The following is a 26,205-nucleotide window of genomic DNA, read 5'->3' on the forward strand; positions in this document are numbered from 1 at the left end:
CTTGAACAGCGTCAACCTTACAAGTAACCTGATGAAATCAACAAATAACGCGGCGCTTTATGTCGAAATACGAGCAAGAGATTCTCAGCACGGTAAACCTGCATGGGCGAATTTCGGTCATAGAACTGGCGCGCATTCTCCAGGTGTCGGACCAGACCGTAAGGCGAATCGTGAAGCCGATGGTCGCCAAAGGCAGCCTGTCCAAGGTGCATGGTGCATTGGTCAGCACTCAAAATGTGCTGGATCCACCGTTTCTGGCCCGCATGACGAAGAACCGCGCCGCCAAAGTCGCGATAGCCGATGCCGTTGCAGGGCGGATACCGGACGGTTCGGCCATCGCCATCGACACGGGTTCGACCTCGGGCTTCATAGCTCAAGCACTTCGCGCGCGGAAAAACCTCACGGTGGTGACAAATTCGGCCTTCATCGCGGCCACGTTATCGATGGAAGAGGGCAACAGGGTCTTCATGGCGGGAACACAGTTGCGCAACCACGACGGGGCCGCCTTTGACCGCGCCGCATATGACGTTATTGCAGGATTCTCGGCCCGGACGGCCATATTGTCGGCATCGCTGGTGCATCCAAGCAAAGGCTTCATGGTCTATGACCAATGCGAGGCTGACATGGCCCGTGCGATGTCTGATATCGCTGACCAGACCTTCATGGCTGTTGATTCTACAAAATTCAACGAGGCCCAGACCAGCCCGGCATTACGCCTGCCTGGGCTGACCGAGAAGGACGTGCTTATCACCAATCGCAAATTGCCCGCATCCTTCCGCTCCTTACCCGGAGATGCGGAATTGGTGATAGCGAGCGTGAAAGCACAAGCAGACAGTCCTTGATTTTGTGACAATTCTGCCCTGGCCCGACGGGACAAGCCGGTTCCACCGAAATGGTGAAACCGGCTGTGTTTCAGGCCGTTGCGCCTTTGATGCGAATGGCAGTGCCCAGGCTTCCTGCACAGATGCCGACCACAATCGAGATGATCAGTTCCAGTGGCTCTACATGCGCAAACTGGAAGCCTGCAAAAACCAGCGTTTCAAGTACACCAACTGCACCGCCCAATGTCGCGCCCAGCCACAACTTGCGGGTCATCATGCCGAGGGCCAGACCGAGTATGCCGGGCAAACCAAGGATGTTGCTGCCAATGGTTCCAAGTAACTCTAACATCTCTGCCCCCACATCAATTTGAGCTGTTGTTCAGGAAATCGCGGATGTCGTCACCCGCGGCAGTCGCGTGCTCCTGCACAACTTCACCGTCCAGTGCAGCAGTCACCTTCTCGTATGTTTCCAGGTAGTTGGGTGGCAGGTTGTGCGCGATGCCCTGGTGGCAATCGATACAGGTCATACCGCTGTCTATGGCGCGTTGGTGTTCCGACGCGGCGCGTGTTTCCTGAATGGTGAAGTCCATGTAGTCAAAGTTGTGACAGTTGCGGCACTCGCGGCTGTCAGACGCTTTCATCTTTTTCCACACGGCCGACGCCATCGCCAGACGGTGTTCCTCATATTTTTCGGGTGTGCTGATCGTGCCCGCCAGTTCATGATAGACGTCTTTCACGGCCATGATCTTGGCTTTGATCTTGTGGCTCCACTCATCCGGAACATGGCAATCCGAGCAGATCGCACGTACACCGGAGTGGTTGTTGTAGTGGATCGTCTCCCGGTACTCGCCCAGGTTCGTTTCCATCGTGTGGCAGGACACACAGAACTCTTCGGTGTTGGTCAGTTCCAGCGTCCAGTGAAATCCACCCCAGAACAGAATACCGACCAGAAAGCCGGCAAGGATCAGAAAGCCCGAGCTGAACATCACTGCCGGTGTCCAGATCGCGTTCCAGAGGCGACCAAGCAAGCCGCGTTTTTCAGGGGAGTCTGCCATGTCGGTGCTCCTTTCAGTCTTGCGTTGGATCAGTTGCTGGCGGAGGGCTGGAACACGTTGTCGACCAGTGGCGGTGCGTCTGCCTGTGGAACGTGGCACTGATTGCAGAAGTACCGGGTTCCGGCAATCTGATCCAGCTCGTTGCCATCGCGATCTAGATAGTGGGTCATCGACAGGGTCGGTGCGTTGCGCTCGCCCGCCTTGGTCCAGTCATGACAGGACAGACATTGGTTGGTGCGAATGTCGATCTGGTATTGTTCGACCGAATGCGGGATCAACGGCGGCTGCTGGCGATAATTGCGCTGCTGCCGCCCTTCGACGTTGCGGTGGATCTGATCCAGTGGCACCGGTTCGTCAATCTCGGCCCCGCGCAGGGATTCTACCTGTGCGGATTGCGCAAGGGCCCATCCGCTCATCAACAATACGGGTAGAAGGGCAATTCCGCCTGTAACGATTGTTCTTTTCATCTTGGCACTCCCCTAGATAGGTCTGGCAGCGCGCGGCTCAGGCGCGGCAACTGGATCGGAAGGTTGAACGACATGGTCGTCGAACCGGTGAGTAAAGTTAAAGACGTCGACTGCGCAGACATCGATGCAGCGTCCGCAGTTTGTGCAGTCGGATGACAGGATCAGGGGCGAGCTTCCCGGCTTGCCTTTCAGCGCGGGCGAGATCACCTGATTTTCAGGACAGACCGCATAGCAATCCATACAGTCGTCGCAGGCCGCGCGATTGGCTGCACTGACCCGCAGCAGGTTTTTCGACCCGATCAGCCCGTAGAACGCGCCCACGGGGCATAGATGGCCGCACCAGCCATGGCGTGAGACGAAAACGTCAAAGACGAAGACGGCCGCGATCATGGCCCAGACAAAGCCCATGCCGAATACCAGCCCGCGATGCAGCATGGTGATCGGGTTGACCAACTCCCACGCGATCACGCCGTTCAGGCCCGAGACCAGCAGGACGGTTGCCAGAATCCACAACCGAGTGCCGCGCTTGGGTTGCCAGCCTTTCGGCAGGTCCAGTTTGCGGTGCACCCAGTTGGCCGCGTCCGTCACCGGGTTTATGGGGCAGACCCAGGAACAATAGGCACGCCCACCGATCAGGGCATAGATCACCAGAACGATCAGCCCACCGATCAGCGCAGTCATCGCGGGCCAATGGCCTGCGACGAAGCTTTGCAACAAGATGAACGGATCGGTCAACGGCAACACGCCAAGCGTCAGTGACCCCGCCAAAGTGCCCTCCACGATCCAGATGCCGAACCATGGGCCCAGCAGAAACAGAACCAGAAAGAACAGCTGACTTGCACGACGCATCAGCAAAAAACGATGCGCCCCGATCCACCCTTTGCCTTCAACCGCCTCCTGACCTACGGGCATATGTGTGCGAGCACTCATTGTCCCACCCCAGGCAGATCATATTCCGGCGCAAATCCGCCGGGCGCGGCAAGATTGTCGGTTCCCGGTCCGGGCAAACGGTCGGGCAGATCGATGATCCCCTCGACCACTGGTGCACCTTTGGCGGCTTTTTCCTCCCACCCCTTTCGGTAATGCTCTGCCGAACTGCCGCGCGCCAGCCGGGCAGGCAGAACCTTGATGGCGGCCTCGGGCAGAACACAGCTTTTTTCGCACATGCCGCAACCTGTACATTGGTCGGCATGGACGGTGGGAATGAATAACGCATGATGGCCCGACCGGGTATTATGCGCCGTCTCCAAAGTGATCGCCTCGTCAATGACGGGGCAGACGCGATAACAGACGTCGCAACGCAGACCGAGGAAATTCAGGCAGTTTTCCTGATCGACCAGTACGGCAACCCCCATCTCGGCGTCGTCGATATTGTCCAGCCCGGGGTCCAGTGCCCCTGTTGGACATGCGGCGACACACGGAATGTCGTCGCACATTTCACAGGGAACATCCCGGGCGGTGAAGAATGGTGTTCCCGTTGCCACCGCATCCGAGCCAAGTTCGGCCAGTTTCAGGGTGTCGTATGGGCATTCCCGCACGCATAAACCGCAACGGATACAAGCCGACAGGAACTCCTTCTCCGGCAATGCGCCGGGTGGGCGCAAGGCATCGGCAGGCAGGGCGCGGGCGTCGCGGGCCAGATAGGCCAGCAGCGATCCTGCGACCACGCAGCCGCCCGCCGCCCGCGCCGAGTCCTGAAGGAACCGGCGCCGCTGCGGCGAAAGGGGTTTATCGACAAGAGACATGGGAACGACCCGTAGGATCCTTTCTGGTTACGCGCGCTCGACTTTACAGGCGCACTTCTTGAAATCGGTCTCTTTCGACAGTGGGCAGGTCGCGTCCAGCGTCAGCTTGTTGGTCAACTGGCTTTCGTCGAACCAGGGCATGAAGACCAGACCGCGTGGCACCTTGTTCCGACCCCGGGTTTCAACCCGGCTGGTGACCTCGCCGCGACGGGTTGACAGAACAATCTCCTGGCCCCGGCGCAATCCGCGATCCTTGGCGTCCTGCGGATGCATGTAGACGACAGCGGATGGATAAGCGCGGTGCAGCTCAGGAACCCGGCGTGTCATCGAGCCCGAGTGCCAATGCTCTAGCACGCGACCGGTGCACAACCACAGATCAAATTCCGCGTCGGGCTCTTCCGGAGCAGGTTCATACGGCGCAAAAATGATCTTGGCCTTGCCGTCTTTGTGGCCATAGAACTCCACACCGGTGCCCGCCGATACATATGGGTCATAGCCTTCGCGGAAGCGGTAAAGCGTTTCCTTGCCGTCGACGACCGGCCAGCGCAGACCACGGGCTTGGTGATAGGTTTCAAACGGTGCCAGATCGTGCGCGTGCCCGCGTCCGAAGTCGGCATATTCCTCGAACAGACCCTTCTGAACGTAAAAGCCGAAATGTTCGGATTCATCGTTGTCAAAGCCCTCGGCGGTCTCCGACAGCGGGAACTTGTCGACGCTGCCATTGGCAAACAGGACGTCATACATGGTTTTGCCACGGTGTTCCGGCATGGTGGCCAGCAATTCTTCGCCCCAGACCTCTTCGACGGTGAAGCGCTTCGAGAACTCCATCAGCTGCCACAGGTCCGATTTGGCCTCGCCCGGGGCCTTGACCTGTTGCCGCCAGAACTGGGTGCGGCGCTCGGCGTTGCCATAGGCGCCCTCCTTCTCGACCCACATGGCGGTTGGAAGGATCAGGTCAGCGGAAACCGCAGTGACCGTCGGGTAGGGGTCTGAAACAGCGATGAAGTTTTCCGGGTTGCGATAGCCGGGATAGCCTTCCTCGTTGATATTCGGCGCAGCCTGCATGTTGTTGGTGCACTGAACCCAATAGGCGTTCAGATCGCCATCCTTCAGCTTGCGGTGTTGCAGCACGGCGTGAAAGCCGGGCTTGGGCGGAATGGTGCCCGCAGGCACATTCCAGGAGGTTTCGCAGATCTCGCGGTGCTTGTCATTCATGACGACCATGTCGGCGGGCAGACGGTGAGCAAAAGTACCGACCTCTCGCGCTGTGCCGCAGGCCGACGGCTGACCGGTCAGCGAGAAGGGTGAGTTGCCGGGTTCCGAAATCTTGCCCACCAGCAGGTGCACGTTGTACATCAGCGAGTTTACCCAGGACCCACGGGTGTGCTGGTTGAAACCCATGGTCCACAGACTCATGACCTTGCGGTCCGGGTCGGCATATTGTTTGGCAAGACGCTCCAGTTTTTCTGCCGGGACACCGGACAGTTCCGAAGTGTATTCCAGTGTGTATTCGGAAACAGCCTCGGCATATTCTTCGAAGCTTATTGGTTCCATCTTGCCCGAGTTCGGGTTTTCGGCTTCTTGCTGCAATGGGTTGTTGTCGCGCAGACCATAGCCGATATCGGTTGCTGTTTTGGTGATGTTGACATGGTTCTTGACGAACTCTTCGTTCACCGCACCATTCTGGATGATGTAATTGGCGATATAGTTCAGGATCGCCAGATCAGTTTGCGGTTTGAACACTATGCCATTGTCGGCAAGCTCGAACGAGCGGTGCTCGAAAGTCGACAGCACATGCACTTCGCAACCCGACTTGGTCAGGCGGGTGTCGGTCAGGCGCGACCATAGGATCGGGTGCATCTCGGCCATGTTCGAGCCCCACAGCACAAACGTATCGGCGTGCTCGAAGTCGTCATAGCACCCCATCGGTTCATCGATGCCGAAGGTGCGCATGAAACCAACCACAGCCGAAGCCATGCAGTGACGCGCATTTGGATCAATGTTGTTCGACCGGAACCCGGCCTTCATCATCTTGGCAGCGGCATAGCCTTCCCAGACCGTCCACTGACCCGAACCGAACATCCCCACGCTGGTCGGGCCTTTCTTGGCAAGGGCCTCTTTCCATTTGGCGGCCATCACATCAAAAGCTTCATCCCAGCTGACCGGCTCGAACTCGCCATTCTTGTCATAGGCGCCGTTGGTCTTGCGCAAAAGCGGCGTGGTCAGGCGGTCTTTGCCATACATGATCTTGGACAGGAAATAGCCCTTGATACAGTTCAGTCCCCGGTTCACTGGTGCGTCTGGGTCACCTTGCGTGGCCACCACACGACCGTCTTTGGTGCCCACCAGAACGGAACAGCCTGTGCCGCAGAACCGGCAGGCAGCCTTGTCCCAGCGAATATCGGGCGCGCCGACCTGGGCGTTGGCCTGACCTGCGGCCATGGGAATGCCCGCAGCCGAGGCAGTGGCTGCCGCTGCGGTCGCTTTCAGGAATGTACGACGGGATTCAGAGATGGTCATTGCATGGGCCTCCTGCTGGACGGTTGGCTTGGAGCATCAGGACGCGGAGCCGTCTCCGCGAGATCTTCGAAATGGTGATAAGTCAGTGACAGTGAGATCACGCCGGGGATCTGGTGCAGATCCATGATGGTGTCCGAGGCCAGCCGGTCGGCCGTATCCTCGACAACAACAACAAACCGGCCATCCTGGGCTTCGGCATGAAGCTCGACGCCTTGGGTTCCGGTCATCGCCGCGCGAGCGGCGTCGGTGTAATCGGGGGCGATGTGGACTAGACAGCCACAGATATTCATTGGGTCACCTCCGGGTGTTGAGGGGCGGGGCGATGCATCGCGATGGCCCCGGCGGGACAGGCGGCGGAACAACTGCCGCAACCGATGCAGGTTTCAGTTTCAAGCGCCGGTTCAGCGCGTCCGCCCAGTTGCAGGCGAAAGCGGATGGCATCCTGTTCGCAATTGTCCTGACATAAGCGGCAACTCACTCCGTTCATCGACAGGCAGCTTGCGGCGTCGATCCGTGCGCGCCATGGCCATTCGGAAACACGCTCGGGCAGCAACGCAGGGGTCGGGCAAATGTCAGCGCAGTCACCACACATGGTGCAACCGCCTGCGGAAAGGTCCAGAACGGGAAAGCCGCTGTCGTCGAACGTGATGATGTCTTCGGGACAAGCCCCGGCGCAATCTTCGCAACGCGTGCACAAATCGCCGAAGCCAGTTGCGACTGCCCCCGGCGGACGGATCGCATCGCGGTCCTCCCGCAGGACACGCGCGCTTAGAAAAGCGCGTCTGCTCGTCATCTGGCTCATAGCTGGCGACTCGTATTTGGATAGATAGGTTCGCGTCTTTACTTCCTAGCTGCCTGAAGCAGCGTACGAATTGACCTATATCATACTTTTCGCGAATTTTTCTTGATCTGCCTGAGAAACGTAATCCTTCGTCATACGTTCAGTTCGATACGGGCGTCGGGGAAACGTACTACGATCTCACTCGCTTTGTCGGCTGATGCCGCGCAAAGTGCAGTGGACAGCCCATCCGCAATTGCTGCTTCCGGGGCAGAAACCGAAACCGTTCTTTCACGATTTGCTGGCCCGTCCGGGGTGATGATGTGCCCAAGACCGGGGCTCAGTTGAGTGGCCAGCGAAGACGATGTCGCCACGGCACGGTCGCGCAGCGCGATCCGCTTCAGAACCGTGTGATCCGGTGTTGCCAGCCCAACTTTCCAGGGCGCACCGTCGCCACGCGCGCCCAAAGCAGCAATTTCCCCCATATCAACCAGAACATCACTCAGACCAAAGCCACGCAGCAGTGCGGCGATCCGATCAGTGATCGCGCCCTGCGCAATACCGTTCAGCGTCAGCGCGGATCTTCCGGGCATGGGCAGGCGAATGGTCGAGGCATCGAAAATTACTTTTTCCCAGCCTATTGCCCGCTGAAATTCAACCAGATCGTCAGCGCGCGCGCCCGCAGCCAATGCCCTCCACACGGGTTGAATGCTCGGATCAAATGCGCCACCCGATGCCTGATGCAGCGCTGTGCTGAGACTCAGCACGTTCAACAATTCAGGAGCAGGCGCAGTCAGAACACCATCGTGGTTCAACCGGCTGAGCTGCGATTGAGGGCGATACAGGCTGAAGATATCTTCCAGCCGGGCAATCTCGGTCTCAACGGCCGCTATGATGGGTGCAGCTTCAACATCCGTCATCCCGACCAAACGCAGACTTGCAGCGGCACCCAGCGCGGTGCCGTGCCAACGCGCGTCAGAGGCCGCGGCCGGTGTGGCCGCAGCACAAGCGGCTGAGATGATCAGAAATCGGCGGCGCGACAGGGCGGTCATACGGGGGTCTCCAGCGGCAGTTCAAGATCGACGGGGCCAAGCACTTCGGTATCCGGGATGTCCGGCAGGCCCAGTGCGGTCCCGCCGTAGATTTCAATGAATGCCTTTGCATCAGCAGGATCGGCAAATGGCACCACTTCACGCGCACCCATGCCGCCCGCCACATTGGCGCCAACAACAAAGGTCGCGCCATCCGCAGCGATCCAGTTCGAGATACCCGGCTGTCGCCAGCTTGGCGCAATGCCCATGTTGCTGACATAGACGGCTGTGATGTCGGCATCTCGTTCAGGGCTTTTGAGATATGCCACCATGTCTCGCACCTGCGCAAAGAACAGCGGTGCGGGGTATCCCTTCAGATGGATCTGCCCCTTGGGGCCGCCATGTTCGGCTATGTTCATCTGGCAGAAATAGCTCAGCGCATCAGGGGTCAGGTCGACCGGGTCGGGGGCTTCGGCCAGTTCTTCCTTGCAGGCCGCCAGCGCGATCAACGCAATCAGGACTAGGGGTTTCATGGCTCGACCCTCCGGAATGCCAGTCGCGCGAGGGCAAAGCCAATCACTGGCCAGATCAACAAAGATGCCGGCGCGGCCCACACAGGCAGGGCCTGCGCGGCCCCGGTCATGCCCGAAGCCATCGCGACTCCTTCGGTCGCAGCGATGTTCCACAGACGGAATGCGTCGGCCGGGTTGGCCACCATCACCCATGGAAAGACGGATTGGGTAAAGGTGCCGCCCTTGTCCATGACGACAGCCCCCAACAGGCCCAGATCATAGAGGACAACAAAAACCAGCCAGAGCCCGGCCGACAGACCCGCCGCCGCCGTAGCCCCCTTAGCCATGGCAGACAGCAGGTATCCCAGCGCCAGAAACACGGCGCCCAGAAGGATGGACGTGAGAATTAGACGGACCAAAGCCATAAGGCTTTCCGGCCCGGCACCGCCAAAGAAGGCAGCCACTGCGCCAGCGATCCCGAAACCAACCGTCATGGCGAACGCCAGCGCAGACAGATGTGCGGTGAACTTGCCCAACAGGATTTCTCCGCGCCCTGCCGGATAGGACAACAACAGAGACAGGCTGCCCCGGTCCACGTCTCCGGCGATGGCGTCGAACGAGATCATCAACGCCAGAAGGGGCGTGAGGTAGACCGACAGCGTGGTCATCGACGCAACCGAAACGGTCAGCATGTCAACGCCCAGCGTGCCAGTTGGCGCGCTGCCCGCAAAGGTCAACGCCAATGCGAACAGCACCATGATAAGCGTAGCGACCAGCAACCAGCGGTTGCGGCGCAGGATCAGCATTTCGGTGCGGGTGATGGCGAGAAAGCGGGTCATTGCAGTCCCTCCTGCGCGTAGTGACGATAGAGATCTTCAAGCTTGGGCGGGGTCATTTCCACATCCGCTACCGCGTCGCCCATTCCGGCGATGCGGCGCAGAGCCTCCATCTTGTCAGCGGGGGTGCAGAGCAGTTCCACCAACGCACCGTTGATCCGGTTGCCACCCAGTTCAGCAGCCAAGGCATCGGCGTTGGCGCTAGCACGCACTTTCAGACGGATCGGAAGACCGGCCAGCGCCGACAGATTGTTCAGGGTGTCATCGGCCACCATCCGACCCTTTCGCATGATGGCGATACGGTCGGTGCGGGCCTCGACCTCGGTCAGTGCGTGGCTGGCAATCAGGACGGCGGTGCCTTGGGCGGCCAACTCGTCGATGATGGCATAAAGATCTTGCCGTGAAATCGGGTCCAACCCGCTTGTCGGCTCATCCAGCAAAGCCACTTTCGGTTGGCCCAACAGCACCTGCGCCAGACCCAGACGTTGCCGCATTCCTTTGGAATAGGTTCCAATCCGACGGTCCAAAGCGTCGCTCAGGCCGACACGATCCAGTAAGCTGGGCACATCGGCCTTGGTCCCGGACAGTTTTGCGAAAAGGGTCAATTGCTCGCGCCCGGTCAATGCGGGATGAAACGACACCGCTTCGGGCAGATAAGCCGTCTCGCGCCGTGCCTGAGCGCTACCGGGGGTGGCGTTCCCGATCCGAATGGCTCCGCGATGGATCGGCGTCAGGCCAAGGATGGATTTGATCAGGGTCGACTTGCCTGCGCCGTTATGGCCCAGCAGCGCAACGCGCTGGCCGGGGGCAAGAGACAGGGTGATATCGTCAAGAACGCGGGTTTGCCCTCGGTCCTTGCTGACATGGTCAATAGTCAGGGCCTTATCCGTCATGAGGCACCTTTTTCATAGCTGGGGGTTCAGGGGGTTGCATCAATGGATTGCTGTCCATCACGCCACCGGGCAACAGTGCCGGAAAAGCGGATTGCGACCAGCGCACCAGCTGCACGGCAGGAGAGCCGAGCAGCAGTTTGGCTGCGGGTTGGGTCCACAGCACATGGTCCATCGAGTCATTTGGGCGATAGGGGGCATCGGCGATGCCGTTGCCATCCACATCATAGGCGGCAAAATCGGACCAGTAATTGCCGCGGCCGTCTTCCGACCACTCGACCCATTTGGTCGAGACGTATTTTACCTGTGTCCGGTTGCCGACAAAGGCGTTGCCGACGATCCGGTTGCGTTCGCTGCCGGCGGTGAAATGGATTCCGATGCCGCATCCCTGGAACCAGTTGTCGGTGAACTCGTTCTTGTTGGAGTTGTAAAGGAAAGTGCACTTTTCCTTGGCACCGATCACCACGTTTCCGGTGATCTCACTCTTGTTGGCGTAGTTCAGCATCACGCCGTGTTCACGGTCACCGATCGAAACGTTGTCTGCGACCTTCACATTTGTCGTGAACATGACCGCATAGCCCAGATCGTTACCGATCGAGACATTGTCGCTGACCACTGAATTGTCGGCATACATGTAGTGCACTGCGAACCGGAGGTCGCGGAACAGGTTGCCTGTAAAGGTGTTCTTCTTGGACGAGTTCACGAAGATTCCGTCGCGCCCATAGCGGATGTCATTGCCCTCGACCACCGCGCCCGGCGCATTCCAGACATAGACGCCATTGCCGCGGTCATTCATCCGCTGGTCCAAACGTCCTTCGATCCGGTTGCCACGCACGATACTGTCTTTGGCACCATGAATGTCGACGCCATAAAGATTGCCCAGCAGAACGTTATTCTCGACCACCGGCGCGCGGGCCGTCTTGGTCAGTTGGATTCCGCTGTCGATCCCGTCATGGCTTGAGCCCGAGCCGATCACAGTCAGACCGCGCACGGTCACGCCCGGGCCAGTCACGGTGATGACGCTGCCGGTGCCTTGCCCGTCAATGGTGGCCTTGCCCTGCCCGTCGATGGTGACGGGCCGGTCCAGGACGAGATGCTCGGCATAGACACCGGGGCTCAGGCGGAGGGTGTCTCCATCCGCCGCCTGCGCCAGTATTTCATTGATGGCCCCCGCCCGGTTGGGCACATCCCAATCCGCCGCCCAAAGGGGCGAGCCGAGCAGGAGCGGTATGAGCAGAGACCAGCGCATGGGTCAGGCTCCTTGCGGTTCGACCAGCATCCGACCGCGCATTTCCATGTGCAGCGCATGGCAGAACCACTGGCAGTAGAACCAGTGCACGCCCGGACGGTCGGCAGTGAAGGTGACCGAGGCGGTGGCCAGCGGCGCCACTTCCATAGCGATACCGTAGTTGCCCAGGCAGAAGCCGTGGGTCACGTCGTCCACGTCATCGAGGTTGGTGATGTAAACCGTCACCTCGTCACCTTGTTTGACGGTGAACTTCTCGAGGCTGAAAGTCGGCGCCTGCGAGGTCATGTAGACCCGCACCTTGTTGCCATCCCGGATCGGTTCTTCAGCGCCTTCTTCCAGATCGATGCCATCGGCCTCGGCCTGTTTGCGGGCGTCTTCCCACGTGACGTCGTTGCGATCCCAGACGTTGACCGGGTTTACGATGTCGCTGCGTACAATGATCGAATCGTGCGGTTCGGCAAAGGTCGGGCCGTCATGCACCACTTTCATCTCATCCGACGAAATGTCGATCAGCTGTTCGTTCTCGGGCTTAAGAGGACCAACGTTCAGGAAGCGGTCTTTCGAGAACTTGTTCATCGAAATCAGCCACTTGCCATCGGCATCCTTGGTTTCACCCATCGAGGTGGAGTTGTGACCCGGCTGATAATGCACGTCGACCTTCGAGATGATCGGGTCCACGTCCTCGCCATTGTAGGCGCGGATGGCCTTGTCGATGTTCCACTTCACGATCTGGCTGTCCAGGAACAGCGTGGTGAAGGCGTTGCCCTGACCATCATAGGCAGTGTGAAGTGGGCCAAGACCCAACTGCGGTTCACCAACGATGCAGGACCGCGGGTCGGCATCGCTTTCGAACAGCGCGTCCAGCTTGGCGACGTCCATGATCGACACGGTCGGCGACAGTTTACCGTTGATGCAGACGTGCTTGCCGTCTGGCGCGGTGTTGATGCCATGTGGCGAATTCGGAATCGGGATGTAGCGGGTGTATTTCTTGTTCTGACCCTTACGTCCGTCCAGAACCTTGACGCCCTTCAGCTCCTGATAATCGCCGGCTTCGATGCCTTTTTCGATTTCCGCAAGGTTGAAGACAACGACGTGGTCCAATTCGTTCTCGGTCATCTCGGCCAGGTTCATGCCCATTTCCGAGTTGTACGAGGTCGAATAGGCGTATTTACCCTGATAGTCGCAGTCGGTGTTGTCGAGGTTGCCGGACACGATCACCTGCCAGGCGACTTCCATGGTGTCGCCGTCCAACGCGGTAAAGATGTTCACGTATTGCGACGGATCGTCCAGCACGCTGCCATCGTTGACCAGCGGCGTTTCATCTTCACCATTGGCAAAGACATAGCCGGTGCGCGGGAATTTCTGCGGACGCAGACCGTGGATCGCCTTGGCGTTCGGGATCTCGGTGATCTTGTCGCATTTCATCACGTCACAGCGCACACGGGCGACGCGGGTGTTGGCCTTGTCGTTCATGAACAGGTAACGGCCGTCATAAGTGCCGTCAGTGAACGACATATGCGGGTGGTGAAGGTCGCCGTTGTCATAAGTTTTCATGCCACGCTTGGCGAGAAACTCCTTGGTTTCAGGCAGCAACCCTTCGGTCATGATCTTCAGTGACTCGTTGGTCTGACCCCAGCCCGTGGCCGAGCAGCGGTTGAACACCGGCACCCGCATCAGTTCGCGCATGGACGGGAAGCCCAGGATGCGCAACTCACCGGTCTGACCCGAAGACCAGAAACCGTAATACTCGTCCAGCTCGCCGGGTTCGAGATTGGCATTGGCCGCAGCGCTCGCCTGTTTTGCGGTCATCAGGGTTGAGCCCAGACCAGTCCCGGCCAGCACGGCGCCGGTTGCAGTTGCACCCAGCATCCCGCGGCGTGTGACGGTTAGTTTGTTGTCATGTTCCGACATGTTCGTTCCTCCTTTTAGGAAACGGATTGCGGTTTGGCGTTCGGATGGTTCGCCGGTGGTTGTCCGAGGGGGGTCTTTGGTTGGACCGACCCTGTCTTGGCCCGCCGTTTCAGTTGGCGGATAACGACGGGACATTTGTCCTCGGACTGGTAGAGCACCTGACAATGCAGGCAGGTGACGCACTCGTTCGGATTGATCTCACCGGTGGGATGGATCGCCTGAACGGGGCATTCATTGGCGCAGGTTTGACAGGGCGTGCCACAATCCTTGTAGCGGCGCAGCCAGTCGAACATGCGGATACGGGCAGGGATCGCCAGTGCTCCGCCCAGCGGGCAGAGATAGCGGCAATAGAACCGTTCGATGAACAGCCCGATTCCCAGCAGGGCCAGCGCAAAGACCACGAAAGGCCAGTCGCGCATGAATTTCAGAATGATCGCCGTTTTGAACGGCTCGACCTCGGCGTATTTCTCGGCCAACGGGATCGAGACAAAGCTGAGGCCGAAGAGACCGAGGAAGATCATGTATTTTGCAGGCCACAGGCGCTCGTTCAGTCCCCAGGGCAGAGTCCATTGCGGTACTTTCAGCGCGCGGGCGATCTTGTTGGTCAGCTCCTGCAACGCACCAAACGGGCACAACCAGCCGCAATAGGCGCCACGCCCCCAGAACAGCAGCGCGGCAGCGACCGCGAACCACTGGATAAAGACCAGCGGGTCCAGCAGGAACGCATCCCAGGAGAACCCGGTGCGCAAGCTGCCCGCCAGCGCCATCAGGTTCACCACGCTCAGCTGCGCGTTGGCGTACCAGCCGATGAAGAACAGAGTCATGGTCAGATAACCGATGCGGAACCAGTAGAAGACCCGTGCATTCATCGTCGCGTGGAATTGGAAGAAGAACGTCGCAGTCAGCACCAGAAGCATGACGCCAAGAACGCCAATTTCGACAGTGCGATCCTTCCAGATGCGCTGCCACAGGGCAGCTTTGGCGGCGGCTTCGCCGGTTGCATCCTCTACAACCGTTGGGGCTGCAACGGGCAGCAGGTAATGGTCAGGCAGTTTGTAGCCCAGATCGAATGTCAGAAAGGTTTTCTCAACTGCACCCACGGCACGCTGTACCAGCAGTTGCAGGCGGAACGGCTCTGTCGGGTCGAACTCGGCATCGGCGGGAATCTTGAAGATATCCAGCTCAGTGAAACTGGGTGCATCAGGGGCTGCAACCTTGCCAAGGCGTACTTGCTGTTTGTCGAAGAACCGGACCGAGTTGTCGCCCTGGATCAACTGAATTCGATCGAAAATCCCGCCGCGCACATAGCCCGACCCCTTGAAGCTGTAAGCCCCGCGACCTAGCACCAGAATGGCCTGTTCGCCCTCGTCCAACCAGTTCACAAGGTTCTGGTATTCGGCGTCGCCTAGCAGTGATTTGCCGATCGACGGAACCGAGACAAGCGCCATATGCATGTCGATGAAGGTGTCATCCGGTTCGCCCGGCTCGGGGCGTTTGATCGCGCGCTGGTCGCCGGTGGCCTCGAAGGCGGCATTGACCTGCCCGACATCCAGCGTCAACCGCCGGATCGAGCCGTCACCCGACAGGGTCGACCAGTCATAGACCGCATTCTGCGCCATATCGACTTCGCGCTTTGGCCCATCGGCCTGCAACGGCGACAAGCCGCCCAGACCCAACGCACGCGCCACCTTGATGCCGCCACGCACAAGGCTGTCGTCGATAACCATGATCGTGACGGTCGCGCCCGAGATGATGTCGAGGTCGTGCCCCTCACCCCCGGTTTCAGCTTCAATCTTCAGGTCAAGGCCGGCATAGCCTTCGGTCAATTCAACCATGCGGGAATTGGGGATGCCGATCAGCACGATGGGTTCCGAGTGCTTGACCAATTGCACTCCGGTCAACACAGCATCGTTATCGATGGCGGCAACGACGTGGATCGGCTTGCCGGAATAACCCGTCGTGCCAACAAAGTCCGAGGTCAGGAATGCCCAGGCAACGGTCTCGCCGCCCTTCAGGACGGGAGCGACCTTGACGTCATCGCGCACCGGGCCAAAGGCATCGGCACCGGGGGCCAGATCGGCAGGTTCGATGTCGGGCAGGAAACTGGCCAGGCTGTCGGCATGGGCGCTGATCGCCATCAGGCAGGACAGGGTGAAAGCCAGCAGGAAATGGATTGCGCGTCTTACGACCACGGCGCACCTCCGATTGCTAGGGTGGACGCCACGGACGCGCGCAGGGCGCGTTCAGATTCTTCTTGGGTCGCAAACGGGGGCCCTCGGGTTTCGGGCCACAGTCGCCTTGAGTTGTACAAAATGCACAGATCCTCGATTGCAGCGGGTACGATCCGTACATTTCCCGATTGCGTCAGCGATGGCTGGTCAGGCAGCGGCGCTGCCGTTGTCACCGCGCACAGCGCGCAATCGGCGCATTTCGGGCAAGGTGCGGTCGGGTCATCAGTGCCTTCCTCAAGGTCCAGTTCAACCCAGACCGCCCCTGCCTCCGAGCAGATCTCGATCCACATGCTGTCCCCGGGACTCGCCAGCACCGGGCCAAGCATCTGCAAAAGCAAAAGGAAAATACCCACCAAACCGCACACCGCGCGGGACACGCGATCAAACAGGCTATGCGGGGGGCGGAAGGTAGGCATTGAGAATCCAGCTCGGCGTTCTTTTCTGAACCGTAGGGGGTTCTCTCAGGCGGAGACTTGACTTAGGTCAGGTGCCTGACAAATTGCACCTACCCGTCGGCCTCGTCCATCAATCCGCGCACCCACCGACCGGCCAACCATGCCGCAGGAATGCCCAGCGGAATCGACCAGAGGATTGCCGGAACCGGTTCGATTGCACCGAACCCGACGCTGTGCAGGATAAGGCCGAGCAAAAACAGGTTGATGGCCACGGTTAACGCCGTGGCCGGATACAGCAGAATGGCCAGTTTCCAAACCGGCCATTTCCCCTCAGTGGCTGGTTCCTTCCGAGAAGGTGATCTTGTTCCAGACATTGTATTTCCCCGAAGGTTTGCGCATCGGCAGGCGGCGGACCTCTTCCAGCGTCTGCGCGTCATAGACGATTACGGCGCCGTCATCTTCCCAGATCGAAACCAGTGCGTGGCTGCCATCCCTGGTAAACTCGACATGGGCCACGGTTTTTCCGGGAACGGGGCGCAGGGTCTTTACGATTTCAAGGCTTTGCTTGTCGATGACATGCATTGCGTCCTTGTTGGGGCCGAAGAAAACGTCGGCCCAGACATAAGGCGAATTCTCATGGCTGCGCATGAAGAACCCGGGGCCCTCGGTCTTGATCCGTTTGACGGTTTCCCAGCTTTCCATGTCGATCACCGACACGGCGCCGTCTGTCAGGTGCGGCGTGGCCATCACGGTCGTATCGCCGTGTTTCCATGTGATCCCCGAGCCCAGATGTGGCATTCCGGGCAAATCCAGATCGGCCACCTTGTGCCCGATCACCAGATCAATCACTTGTCCGCCCTTGCCATCGCGGGACGCTCCCATGACATATTCATAACTCTGGTCGAAGAAGAAATCGTCAAGGTAGTCAGGCGTAGTGATCTTGCGCACCGGGAAGGGGTCGGGGTTCTTGAACTGGCCTTCGATGCGGAAATCATGACCAAGCCCGGATTGCGGGGGATTGGCGCCATAGAACACTTCCCAAATCTCGGGCACATCCTTCAGCGCCAGAACAAAGCTTTCCCGCGGAGGGACCTGGTAGACAGCGGAAACGCGGCTGGGCAGGCCCTTCTTGCTTTTGACCTCGATGACATTTGCGACTGAAAGGTCTTCAGTGGACAACACTGTCAAGCTGTTGGGCAGGTAGTTCGCCACAGCCACCCATTTGCCATCGCCGGACATGGCGATATTGCGGCTGTTCAGGCCGGCACGTACACGGCCCACCTGTTTCAGTGCCCAAATGTCGTACTTCTGAACCCACCCGTCGCGGGACATGATGAAGACGTAACGCCCATCCGGGCTGAATTTCGGTCCGCCATGAACGGCGAAAGGAGTTTCGAACCGGTCCAGTACTTCGAACGTATCCCCGTCCAGAACGCTGACATGGTGATCCCCGGTCTCGACGACCAGCGTGATGTTCATCGGGTCGCTGTTCCAGACGGGTGTATCCACTGGCACATATTCCTCGTCCAGCGTCCGGCTGGCCATAATCTCAGCCTCGTCCCATTCCGGGTCTGATTCCAACGGCGATTTCAACCAGCCTGCCAGTTCCTCGATCTGCAGAGCATCCAGGTCGTGCGAGAATGCGGGCATTTGTGTCGCCGTGCGACCTTCGGCAATCACGGCAGCTACCCGCGGACCCCGCATGCGCTTGAGTGTTTCCGGGATCAGCGCGGGGCCAACTCCGCCCAGACGGTTTTCGCCGTGGCATGAAGCACAATGTTCAGCGTAGTCCGACGGGGCATCCGCCCATGCGGTTCCTGCCAGAAGTACGGACCATAATGTGCTGACCGTGAGTGTCTTAAAAGAACTGATGCGCCGGATCATGGCTTTTCCCCCGGAACGGTGTGACCTGAAGGCGCTCACCTGCGGTATCCACACCGATTTCCTGGTTGGTCAGGTAACAGGCTGGATCCTCGGCCCATGGATCACCGGTCAATTGCAAGGCGCGGATGCGGGTATTGCCGCCGCACACGTCCTTGAGTTCGCAGGCTCCACAGCGCCCCTTCAGCGTGCGTGGGCGGGTGCGGAGCATGGCAAGCATCGGATCATCGCTGGTCCAGAGTTCGGAAAACGATTTGGTCTTTACGTTGCCGACTGTGTAATCGGACCAATAGGTGTCCGGGTGGACCCGGCCAAGATTGTCGATATTGGCGACACCCAAACCACTCGAGTTTCCGCCCCACGCGGCCAGGTGCTCGCGCACATGTGCCGCTTTTTCGGCGTCGAAATGCGCGCGAATCCAGTTCAGAAAATATCCCGCGTCGGCGTCATTGTTCCCCGTCACGATATCCAACGGACGACCGCCCGATGCGGCTTCCCAGGCGCGTTCCAGCAACAGGTCCAGACCCTTGCGGGTGCGCTGATGTTCAGCGTCTTCACCCCGGTTCTTGTCGCCGCGCCCCGCATAAACAAGGTGAGACAGGTAGAACTTGTCGACACCTTCATCGTCACACAATGCCAGCAAGTCAGGCAAGTGATGTTGCGTGCCTTCGGTCAGGCAGAACCGCAGGCCGACCTTGATACCGCGCTCTTTGCATTCGCGCACGCCGCGCAGGGCGTCAGCAAAAGCGCCCTCGACGCCACGGAACCAGTCATTCGTCGCTCCAATCCCGTCCAGCGAGATGCCGACGTAGTTGAATCCGACATCCGCTATCATATCGGCCGTTTCGTCGTAGATCCGGGTGCCGTTGGTCGACAAGGCCAGCATTGGCACCAGATCACGGGCCCGTTTTGCGATGTCGAAGAAATCGAACCGATCCAACGGTTCCCCACCCGAGAGGATCAAGGCCGGGACGCGAAATTGGCCCAGATCCTCAAGGGTTACCATGGCTTGCTCATGGCTGAGCTCACCCGGGAACGCGACATCCGCCGAGACGGTGTAGCAATGGCGGCACTTCAGGTTACAGCGCCGCGTCAAATTCCAGATCACAACCGGCTTTACCGCGCCGGGGCGACGTTTGCGCACCGGAGTCGGTTTGACCAGCTGATGCATGTATTCGGTCAGGCGGAACATGTATCAACCTTTCTGTCTCAGGCGCAGCCCGGTCTTTTTCAGGATGCGCGTGGAATAGAGGATGTCGCTGCCCCGGCAGGCCGATCCCAGAATCGCGGCGATCTGGCCGCGTTTGTCTTCGACCTCGTCGCGCGACTGGCCGTGGACCATGGCGAACAGGTTGTAGGGCCAGTCGGGCAGAGCGCGAGGCCGTTCATAACAATGGGTGACGAAGGGCAGGGCCCCGATATGAGCGCCCAGTTCGCCGATCAGGTCATCCTGTACATCCCAGACGGTCATGCCGTTCGATGTCATGCCCAGCTTATAGTGGTTGGGGGCTGCGGCGATCCGTCGGATCACCCCGCGCGCTTTGAGGGATGACAGTCTCTCAAGCAAATCATCTTCCTGCAGCCCCAGCTCGTGGGCAACCTGAACATACGGGGCCGGGGTCAGGGGTAAGCCCCCCTGCAGCGCCTCGATAATCTGTCTGTCTGTTGCGTCGATCATGCCGCTACCCGAAAGCCGATAAAGAATTCCTGAAGTTTGGGGAAACGTAGAACGCAGATCCCCGTTTCCCGTTCGATGGCATCGGCGGCGGCCTCGATCCCCTCGGGTGTTTCGGTGGCCAGCACGAACCACATGTTCAGCCGGTGCGTGCGTTCATAATTATGGGCCACCTCGGGATGTGCATTGACTTTGGTCAGGACGGTTTTGAAATCTTTGGCTCGAACGGCCATTGCACAAAGGCAGAAAGCCCCACCCATGGCCGCGGCGTCGAAAAATGGACCGAAGCGCGTGATGACGCGGTCTTCTTTCATGCGGCTCAGACGCGTCAGCAATTCCGCCTCGGACAGGCCCAGCTCTGCGGCCACGATTGCGTAAGGATGCGAGGTCAGTGGCAGATCATCTTGCACGCGATTCAGGATCGCCCGATCCGTTTGGTCCAGCGTCATGCGGCAGCCTCCTTGGCCTGAATCAGCGCTCCGGTCTGCTTGAAACAGCGGGTTGAGAAGAGAACCTTGTGCCGTGCTCCGGCCAGTTCGGTCAGTGCAATCGCACCCGCCAATGTTTCCAAGGCCTCGCTTCGGGTTCTGGCATGGATCATGGAATACAGGCGATATGGCCAGACATCGGGCACCGGATTACGCTCATAGCACAAAGTCACCCCTGGGTAGGCGGCCAAAGCGGGACCAGCGGTGTCGATCCGCTCTGCCGGCAGATCCCAGACCACCATCGCATTGGCCGACCAGCCAAGCGCCCGGTGACGCACGATGACGCCGAGCCGCGAGATTATTCCGGCGGCATGCAAGGCTTCGACCCGCTCCATCACGTCGATGACATCCCTTTTCAGCGAACGAGCCAGAGCGGCGTAGGGTTCTGAGACCAAAGATAGCCCGGAACTCAGAGACTGCAGCAGGCAACGATCGCCCTCGCGCATGACAGATGCATCGACCTTTCGCGCTGTGGGCACGTTTTTGGTGCCTCCAGTCATGCGAAACCCAAGATCCACGTTGAAAGGACGCACCAGCCGCAAGTCCAGCACTTGCAATCCGGTGGATCGACTGATCCGCGCAAGGGTATTGTTGACATGCGCGCGATCCGGCCCGGTCGCGACAAACCACAGGTTCCACGCGTCTTCACGTTGATAATTGTGGTTCACACCGGGTTCAGCATCGATCTGGGCGGCGACCTCCTCCAATCGATCTTCCGGAGCCGACACGGCAGCCAGGGTGCTGGCCGTCACCGCGCCGGGCGTGATGGTTGCACCAACCCGTGTAATGCGGCCTGTGGCGCGCATCCGAGACAGGCGATGGATGACTTCGGCCTCGTCCAGCCCGAGAGCGTTACCCAACACCTGAAACGGTCTCTCAGCAACTGGAAAATCGCGTTGAAACTCGTCCAGCAGACGGCGGTCGATCGGGTCCGTAATATGTCGCATCGGTTACAGCCCTATTCTGTGGGCGCGAGCAGTGAAGAAAATGCCGGACGGGCTGTCTGCATCGATCTCGCGCAGTTTTTCAAAGCTATGCGTGTCGTAGACCATGACCTTGTTGGCGTCGCGCACGCTGATCCAGACCTCATGCCCGCGCGGCGTGAACTCCATGTGCAATACGGCCGGGCCGGGTTTGAATTCGTGGATGATCTCTTTGCTGACGCTGTCGATCACCTGAATCGTATCGTTCAACGGGTGGGCGAAATTGACCCAGACCTGCCGCCCATCCGGACGCGCCATTGCAAAGACTGGTTGCCCGTGGGTTTTGGTCCGTCCCGTTTCGGTCAGGGTATCGGCATCGATCCACAAAACCTCGTAATGGCCGACAGCGGGCAAAACAAACTCGCGACCCGTAAGAGCCCAGCCTTCCAGATGAGGCATCTTGTAGACCGGCATTTCTTCCTGACCACGCCCGTAATCGGGCAGAACCCGGATCGGTTCGGGTGTTTCGGCCCACAGGTCCAGCGCGGTCAGGCCGTCCTCGCCAAACAGACCTGTGATATAGGTGCGGCCATTGGCAGTGATCAGCGCGTCATAGGGGTTTTTGCCCATGTCCGGGATTTTGGTGATCTCTGGTGCGCCCTTTGCGAAATCGGCAATCCAGGTTTCCCCAGTGTCCCACATCGTAAAAACGAACCGCCGACCCGGTGCATCGACCAGGCCGATGGTTTTGCTATCGGTCGGGATGTCAGCGACCATCTCCAGAGTGTCCGCATCAAAGACGCGCACGCCACCGGGTTCATAGTTCGAAACAGCCACAAGCTTGCCATCGTCCGAAATCGCTCCTCCAATGGCGTTTCCGGCCTGCACGACGCGGTTCACGACCTGACGGGTCACGATGTCGATCTTGGTCAGTCCTCCGTCGCGGCCAAACACATAGGCAAACCGTTCATCGGGCGAATAGACAAGAGATGCATGAGATAGATCGCCCAACCCCTCAATCCGGGCCAGAGCTGCACGGTCGGATTGATCCACCAGCAGAACCGAGCCCTTGGCACGTTCGATGACGAGGCCAAGATCGCCTGTCGCGGTTGGTTCAGCCTGAGCTGCGGACATCATCAATGTGGCTGCAAGGCCAAGGATGAAGTGTTTCATTGTGACTCCTGTTCCAGCAGGTAACGGGCGATCCACTCGGCTTCTTCTTCACTGATCAGAGGCCGCCATGGGGGCATCGCGGTGTCAGGGATGCCGTCAAGGATGACGCTGGTCAAAACATCCGCGTCGTAGTGGCCCAGTGTTTCACTGCGCAGGTCAGGACCAAGGCCGCCCTTCAGGGACAAGCCGTGACAGGAACCGCAATCCTGATGCACAAGTCTTTTCAGGGTGTCGGGGTCGATGACATCAGCCGCGAAGGCGGAGGTCGCGGCCAGAACCGCAATGGTCAGGCAGGTCCGCCCAGCCCATCCCGACCGCCCCGGCGATCTGCCGGCACGTGTTGGGTCAATCCCTCGGTCTCTTCTTCCCAGCTTAGCCATGGGCCTGTTCCAGAAGCTCGGTCACGGGCCGTTCGGCATAGAGCGAAACCACCTTGCCAATGATAAACAGCGTCGGCGCCTTCAGCTCGGCTGCGCGCACATCCGTGGCCAGTTGGTCAAGCCGTGATACAAGACGACGCTCATCAGGTGTTGTGGCCTTGCCCACTGCCAGAACCGATGTCGAGCCCGGCAGGTTTTCGGTCATCAGTCCCATGGCGATCTGACCGATATTGGCAACGCCCATATAAACCACCAATGTCGAGTCCGGATCGGCAAGACGTTTCCAGTCCAGATCCAGCACTTTGTCGGCCTGCCTGTGCCCGGTGACATATTGAACCGAGGTTGCCAGCCCGCGATGGGTCAGCGGCACACCCGTCGAACAAGACGCCCCCTGGGCTGCCGTAATGCCCGGTGCGTACTCGACAGCAACACTGCGGGCAATCAGGTAAGCAGCCTCTTCCGAGCCGCGACCAAAGATCATGGGGTCGCCGCCCTTCAGCCGTGCAACCGTGTGACCAGCGCTGGCCTCTTCGAGCAGTATTTCGTTGATGCGGTCCTGCGGAACGGTGTGGCATTTGGGGGCTTTGCCGACAGGGATCAGCCGTGCGCCTTCCGCGTGTAAATTCAGAATGTCGGCTGACACCAGCCTGTCATAAACCACTACGTCCGCTTCTTGCAGCATCCGCAGTGCGCGCAGGGTCATCAGTTCGGGATCGCCGGGGCCTGCGCCAATCAGAAATACCTTACCGCTCATGTGCAAACTCGCTTGGTCTGAAAGTCTTCGTAACCCGGTGTCCCATGCAGATCCGTTGCGTTTGCAAGACGTTGCTGGGTGAGCCGGGCGGGTCTTGAGGGAAGACTGGCCCATTCGATAACCAACCTCCTTGACATAAGTTAAGGAGCGCGGGATTTGCCTCCGCGCTCCTTCATCTTGCCTGTATTGTGCCTTGCTTCAGGGTTCGACGGTGATCATTCCGATCATGTTCTGTGTCTCCCAGTGCGGGCCGCACAGATAGTCCTGTGGGCCTGGCGTGAGGAAGGTCAGCTCAACTGATTCCTCCGGGAACAGGCGATCACTTTCAGGTTTGCTTCCGTCCTTCAACAGAACTGAGTGGCTGGTGCGTTTGTCGACATTCACCCACCGGACAGTTGTGCCTGCCTTAACCGTCAACTCGGACGGGCAAAAATTGTATTTATACATAAGTACCACTTCAGCGTCCTCGACAGCGGACGAGGGTTCTCCGAACAGCTCGACGTAGCGCTCTTCAGCCTCGGCACAGATTTCGGCGGTCTCGTCCGCCCAGGCGGGCGCGGCCAGAAGCAGTAGCGCGGGAAGAAGGCGTTGGGGTTTCATGGTCCATGTCTCCTTTCCAAAGGTGGCCGGGGCCGGATGATCCGGCCTCGATCCGTTATTGTTTGACCACGTTGATGAACGCGCTGTCGTCATCCAGTGCCAGGCTGGTGTTCAGCGTCACGTGGTGGAACCTTGCAGCAGCGAAGTCGTCGTGGATGGCAAAGCCGACGGTATAGGTCTGGCCTGCTTCCAGCGGCACATCACCGGGCGCCCCTGAGTTCAGTGGGCGGGTAAAGACCACGGTCCACATGCCGCCGGACAGTTCAGCCGACGCGGCGATTTCACCATCATTGACCACGCGCTGCTCTAGCAGATAGCCGTTGGTGGCGCTGCCGTCAGCGTAGACACGCATCAGATCAAGATAGGTGCCGTCGGCCAGATACTGCTCGATCTGTTCTGCGGCCTGCAACTTGTCCCAGCCACCTAGAGCTTTGCCACGGCGGCCTTTGACCTCAACATCCGTGCGACTTTCGCTGATGTATTTGGTTACGCTGTCCTGTGTGCTGAGGCGACCGGCAACTTCTGCGTTTGCAGCAATCCCATCCGCTTCGGGCGCAAAAGGCATATACGTGTTGTCAGCGTGGCACGAGGCCCAGCAACCCACCTGATCGCCCAGCTCGATACCAGTGCCGGTAATCATCATGGCAACCTTGATCTGGTTGTCCGGATCCATCTTGCCGCCATCGACGAACGGGGCAGGGTTGTGACCTGCGTCCGGCCATTGCAGACGAATGTACAGGTTTTCGTCGTCATGTGCCGCTTGAACGGTTGCGTCGATGACACCGCGTTTGCCCGGAATCGGAGTCGGTTCAAGATCGCCACCTGCAACGATCTTGTTGCCGATGGTGTCCAGTTCCTTGGCGTGGCAGGTGGTGCATTGATCTCCGCCTTTGGTCAGGGGGCGCGCTCCGCCATGGAACTTGCCGTTCTGAACCCATTCAAACGAGGCCTGACCGGGATAGAACAGTTTCAGATCCGAACCGGTCACGGCGTTCCAGTCTATGTTGGACGCAACGTCGCTTGCTCCACCCGAAGGTGCTGCGGCCTCTTCACCGGAATCCTTTGTGCGTTCTTCCGCCAAAGCAGCGTCAACGGCCGCTGCGATCTGGGCCTGCACGGCCTCTTGCTGAGCATTCTTGGCGGCTTTTTCTGCTTCAGCTTCGGCGGCCTCCTTGGCTTCGATCTTTTCAAGACTGGCCAGGTATTCTGGTGGGATCGGCCGGATGAAGTCCGGGTTTGGTGCTTCAAGCTTTTCCAGATACTCTTCGTCCGCCCGGTCGCGTGCATCCGAGTGTGCAATCCCCTTGTGGCAGTCGATACAGGTCTGTCCGACGCTCATCGCATTGAGGTGCTGCTGACGGGCACGGGGTTTCTGGAACTCGGGCATCATCGATTCAAAATCGTGACAGTTGCGGCATTCGCGCGAGTCGGTGGACTTCATCCGCTCCCATTCATTCATGGCCAGATGCACACGCTTGGCTTCGAACTTTTCGCGGGTGTTGATGGTTCCGACCATCTTGCCATACAGCTCTTTGGAGGCCTTGATCTTGCGGATCATCTTGTGGGTCCAGTCTTTGGGTACGTGACAATCGGAACAGACCGCACCCACACCCGAACGGTTCACGTCGTGAATCGTGCCGGTATATTCTTCGTAAACAAAATCACGCATCTCGTGACATGAGATACAGAATTCCTTGGTGTTGGTGGCTTCCATGGCGGTGTTGAACCCGCCCCAGAAGATGATGCCGGCGGCAAAGGCTCCGGCGATACCGGCCACAGGCATTCCCCATAGGAAATACCGGCGCCAGATCGGTTTTTTCTTATCCGGTTCGGAGGTCATATCCGGGCTCCGTTTTGGCTGTATTGTCTGGCCCTTAGTGGCAGGCCGGT

Annotated in this window: 28 protein-coding genes; 1 reads left to right on the top strand and 27 read right to left on the bottom strand. The window is 59.2% G+C overall.

The features are described from left to right. Window positions 1-59: 59 nt before the first annotated feature. Entirely contained in the window at window positions 60-842 is a 783-nt protein-coding gene (locus AC2FLP_RS08090) for a DeoR/GlpR family DNA-binding transcription regulator (protein ID WP_496683120.1), read from the top strand. A 70-nt stretch (window positions 843-912) separates the two neighbouring features. Here AC2FLP_RS08090 and AC2FLP_RS08095 read toward each other — a convergent pair whose 3' ends face one another. The 27 genes from AC2FLP_RS08095 to AC2FLP_RS08225 all read right to left on the bottom strand — a co-directional run bounded on the left by AC2FLP_RS08095 (window position 913) and on the right by AC2FLP_RS08225 (window position 26,155). Continuing rightward, window positions 913-1,170, bottom strand: coding sequence for a hypothetical protein (locus AC2FLP_RS08095; protein ID WP_496683118.1), 258 nt, complete (start codon window positions 1,168-1,170; stop codon window positions 913-915). A 13-nt stretch (window positions 1,171-1,183) separates the two neighbouring features. Beyond that, a complete protein-coding gene (locus tag AC2FLP_RS08100; RefSeq protein ID WP_117873511.1) occupies window positions 1,184-1,876 on the bottom strand; it encodes a NapC/NirT family cytochrome c in 693 nt (230 codons plus the stop codon). Between the two features lie 29 nt (window positions 1,877-1,905). After that, window positions 1,906-2,343 carry a nitrate reductase cytochrome c-type subunit gene (locus AC2FLP_RS08105; protein WP_496683116.1) on the bottom strand — a complete coding sequence of 146 codons (438 nt, stop codon included), beginning with the start codon at window positions 2,341-2,343 and terminating at the stop codon, window positions 1,906-1,908. A gap of 12 nt (window positions 2,344-2,355) precedes the next feature. Next, window positions 2,356-3,273, bottom strand: coding sequence for a quinol dehydrogenase ferredoxin subunit NapH (gene napH / locus AC2FLP_RS08110; protein ID WP_496683114.1), 918 nt, complete (start codon window positions 3,271-3,273; stop codon window positions 2,356-2,358). Next, window positions 3,270-4,088, bottom strand: a complete 819-nt coding sequence (gene napG / locus AC2FLP_RS08115) for a ferredoxin-type protein NapG (protein ID WP_299898332.1) — start codon at window positions 4,086-4,088, stop codon at window positions 3,270-3,272. Before napG ends, napH begins: the two co-directional genes overlap by 4 nt. Window positions 4,089-4,115: 27 nt before the next feature. Continuing rightward, window positions 4,116-6,608: a nitrate reductase catalytic subunit NapA gene (napA, locus tag AC2FLP_RS08120; RefSeq protein ID WP_496683111.1), complete on the bottom strand. Its 2,493-nt coding sequence runs from the start codon at window positions 6,606-6,608 to the stop codon at window positions 4,116-4,118. Beyond that, entirely contained in the window at window positions 6,605-6,898 is a 294-nt protein-coding gene (locus tag AC2FLP_RS08125; protein ID WP_496683109.1) for a chaperone NapD, read from the bottom strand. The genes napA and AC2FLP_RS08125 overlap by 4 nt, the downstream gene beginning before the upstream one ends. Continuing rightward, window positions 6,895-7,410, bottom strand: coding sequence for a ferredoxin-type protein NapF (gene napF / locus AC2FLP_RS08130; RefSeq protein WP_299898328.1), 516 nt, complete (start codon window positions 7,408-7,410; stop codon window positions 6,895-6,897). The genes AC2FLP_RS08125 and napF overlap by 4 nt, the downstream gene beginning before the upstream one ends. Window positions 7,411-7,541: 131 nt before the next feature. Next, window positions 7,542-8,438: an FAD:protein FMN transferase gene (locus tag AC2FLP_RS08135; RefSeq protein WP_496683106.1), complete on the bottom strand. Its 897-nt coding sequence runs from the start codon at window positions 8,436-8,438 to the stop codon at window positions 7,542-7,544. Then, a complete protein-coding gene (locus AC2FLP_RS08140; RefSeq protein ID WP_117873496.1) occupies window positions 8,435-8,950 on the bottom strand; it encodes a nitrous oxide reductase accessory protein NosL in 516 nt (171 codons plus the stop codon). Before AC2FLP_RS08140 ends, AC2FLP_RS08135 begins: the two co-directional genes overlap by 4 nt. Continuing rightward, window positions 8,947-9,768: an ABC transporter permease gene (locus AC2FLP_RS08145; protein WP_496683103.1), complete on the bottom strand. Its 822-nt coding sequence runs from the start codon at window positions 9,766-9,768 to the stop codon at window positions 8,947-8,949. The genes AC2FLP_RS08140 and AC2FLP_RS08145 overlap by 4 nt, the downstream gene beginning before the upstream one ends. Continuing rightward, complete coding sequence (locus AC2FLP_RS08150; RefSeq protein ID WP_117873492.1) at window positions 9,765-10,658, bottom strand: ABC transporter ATP-binding protein; 894 nt, start codon at window positions 10,656-10,658, stop codon at window positions 9,765-9,767. Before AC2FLP_RS08150 ends, AC2FLP_RS08145 begins: the two co-directional genes overlap by 4 nt. Next, window positions 10,648-11,904 carry a nitrous oxide reductase family maturation protein NosD gene (locus AC2FLP_RS08155; RefSeq protein WP_496683101.1) on the bottom strand — a complete coding sequence of 419 codons (1,257 nt, stop codon included), beginning with the start codon at window positions 11,902-11,904 and terminating at the stop codon, window positions 10,648-10,650. The genes AC2FLP_RS08150 and AC2FLP_RS08155 overlap by 11 nt, the downstream gene beginning before the upstream one ends. A gap of 3 nt (window positions 11,905-11,907) precedes the next feature. Beyond that, complete coding sequence (nosZ, locus tag AC2FLP_RS08160; RefSeq protein ID WP_299898318.1) at window positions 11,908-13,815, bottom strand: TAT-dependent nitrous-oxide reductase; 1,908 nt, start codon at window positions 13,813-13,815, stop codon at window positions 11,908-11,910. Window positions 13,816-13,829: 14 nt separating this feature from the next. Further along, the gene (locus tag AC2FLP_RS08165) at window positions 13,830-15,953 is read right to left on the bottom strand and encodes a NosR/NirI family protein (RefSeq protein WP_299898378.1); all 2,124 of its coding nucleotides are present in this window, start codon (window positions 15,951-15,953) and stop codon (window positions 13,830-13,832) included. Between the two features lie 44 nt (window positions 15,954-15,997). Continuing rightward, a complete protein-coding gene (locus tag AC2FLP_RS08170) occupies window positions 15,998-16,462 on the bottom strand; it encodes a DUF2946 family protein (protein WP_496683097.1) in 465 nt (154 codons plus the stop codon). Window positions 16,463-16,551: 89 nt separating this feature from the next. Further along, window positions 16,552-16,815 carry a hypothetical protein gene (locus AC2FLP_RS08175; protein WP_117873484.1) on the bottom strand — a complete coding sequence of 88 codons (264 nt, stop codon included), beginning with the start codon at window positions 16,813-16,815 and terminating at the stop codon, window positions 16,552-16,554. Next, complete coding sequence (locus tag AC2FLP_RS08180; protein ID WP_496683094.1) at window positions 16,772-18,325, bottom strand: cytochrome D1 domain-containing protein; 1,554 nt, start codon at window positions 18,323-18,325, stop codon at window positions 16,772-16,774. The genes AC2FLP_RS08175 and AC2FLP_RS08180 overlap by 44 nt, the downstream gene beginning before the upstream one ends. Further along, entirely contained in the window at window positions 18,300-19,514 is a 1,215-nt protein-coding gene (nirJ, locus tag AC2FLP_RS08185; RefSeq protein WP_496683091.1) for a heme d1 biosynthesis radical SAM protein NirJ, read from the bottom strand. Before nirJ ends, AC2FLP_RS08180 begins: the two co-directional genes overlap by 26 nt. A gap of 3 nt (window positions 19,515-19,517) precedes the next feature. Next, window positions 19,518-20,000 (bottom strand): siroheme decarboxylase subunit beta, encoded by a 483-nt coding sequence (gene ahbB / locus AC2FLP_RS08190; protein ID WP_117873478.1) that lies wholly within the window; start codon window positions 19,998-20,000, stop codon window positions 19,518-19,520. Further along, window positions 19,997-20,446, bottom strand: coding sequence for an Lrp/AsnC family transcriptional regulator (locus AC2FLP_RS08195; RefSeq protein ID WP_496683088.1), 450 nt, complete (start codon window positions 20,444-20,446; stop codon window positions 19,997-19,999). Before AC2FLP_RS08195 ends, ahbB (AC2FLP_RS08190) begins: the two co-directional genes overlap by 4 nt. Further along, window positions 20,443-21,432, bottom strand: coding sequence for a siroheme decarboxylase subunit beta (gene ahbB / locus AC2FLP_RS08200; RefSeq protein ID WP_117873474.1), 990 nt, complete (start codon window positions 21,430-21,432; stop codon window positions 20,443-20,445). Before ahbB (AC2FLP_RS08200) ends, AC2FLP_RS08195 begins: the two co-directional genes overlap by 4 nt. A gap of 3 nt (window positions 21,433-21,435) precedes the next feature. Next, window positions 21,436-22,581, bottom strand: a complete 1,146-nt coding sequence (locus tag AC2FLP_RS08205; protein WP_496683084.1) for a cytochrome D1 domain-containing protein — start codon at window positions 22,579-22,581, stop codon at window positions 21,436-21,438. Next, on the bottom strand, window positions 22,578-22,961 hold the full coding sequence (locus AC2FLP_RS08210) for a c-type cytochrome (protein WP_366140763.1): 384 nt from the start codon (window positions 22,959-22,961) through the stop codon (window positions 22,578-22,580). Before AC2FLP_RS08210 ends, AC2FLP_RS08205 begins: the two co-directional genes overlap by 4 nt. After that, window positions 22,954-23,715 carry a uroporphyrinogen-III C-methyltransferase gene (cobA, locus tag AC2FLP_RS08215; RefSeq protein WP_496683081.1) on the bottom strand — a complete coding sequence of 254 codons (762 nt, stop codon included), beginning with the start codon at window positions 23,713-23,715 and terminating at the stop codon, window positions 22,954-22,956. The genes AC2FLP_RS08210 and cobA overlap by 8 nt, the downstream gene beginning before the upstream one ends. Before the next feature lie 198 nt (window positions 23,716-23,913). Beyond that, window positions 23,914-24,315: a cupredoxin domain-containing protein gene (locus AC2FLP_RS08220; RefSeq protein ID WP_117873465.1), complete on the bottom strand. Its 402-nt coding sequence runs from the start codon at window positions 24,313-24,315 to the stop codon at window positions 23,914-23,916. 55 nt (window positions 24,316-24,370) lie between these two features. Beyond that, complete coding sequence (locus tag AC2FLP_RS08225) at window positions 24,371-26,155, bottom strand: NapC/NirT family cytochrome c (RefSeq protein WP_496683077.1); 1,785 nt, start codon at window positions 26,153-26,155, stop codon at window positions 24,371-24,373. Window positions 26,156-26,205 lie beyond the last annotated feature (50 nt).

The sequence above is a fragment of the Ruegeria sp. CDSA141 genome, from assembly GCF_059612005.1.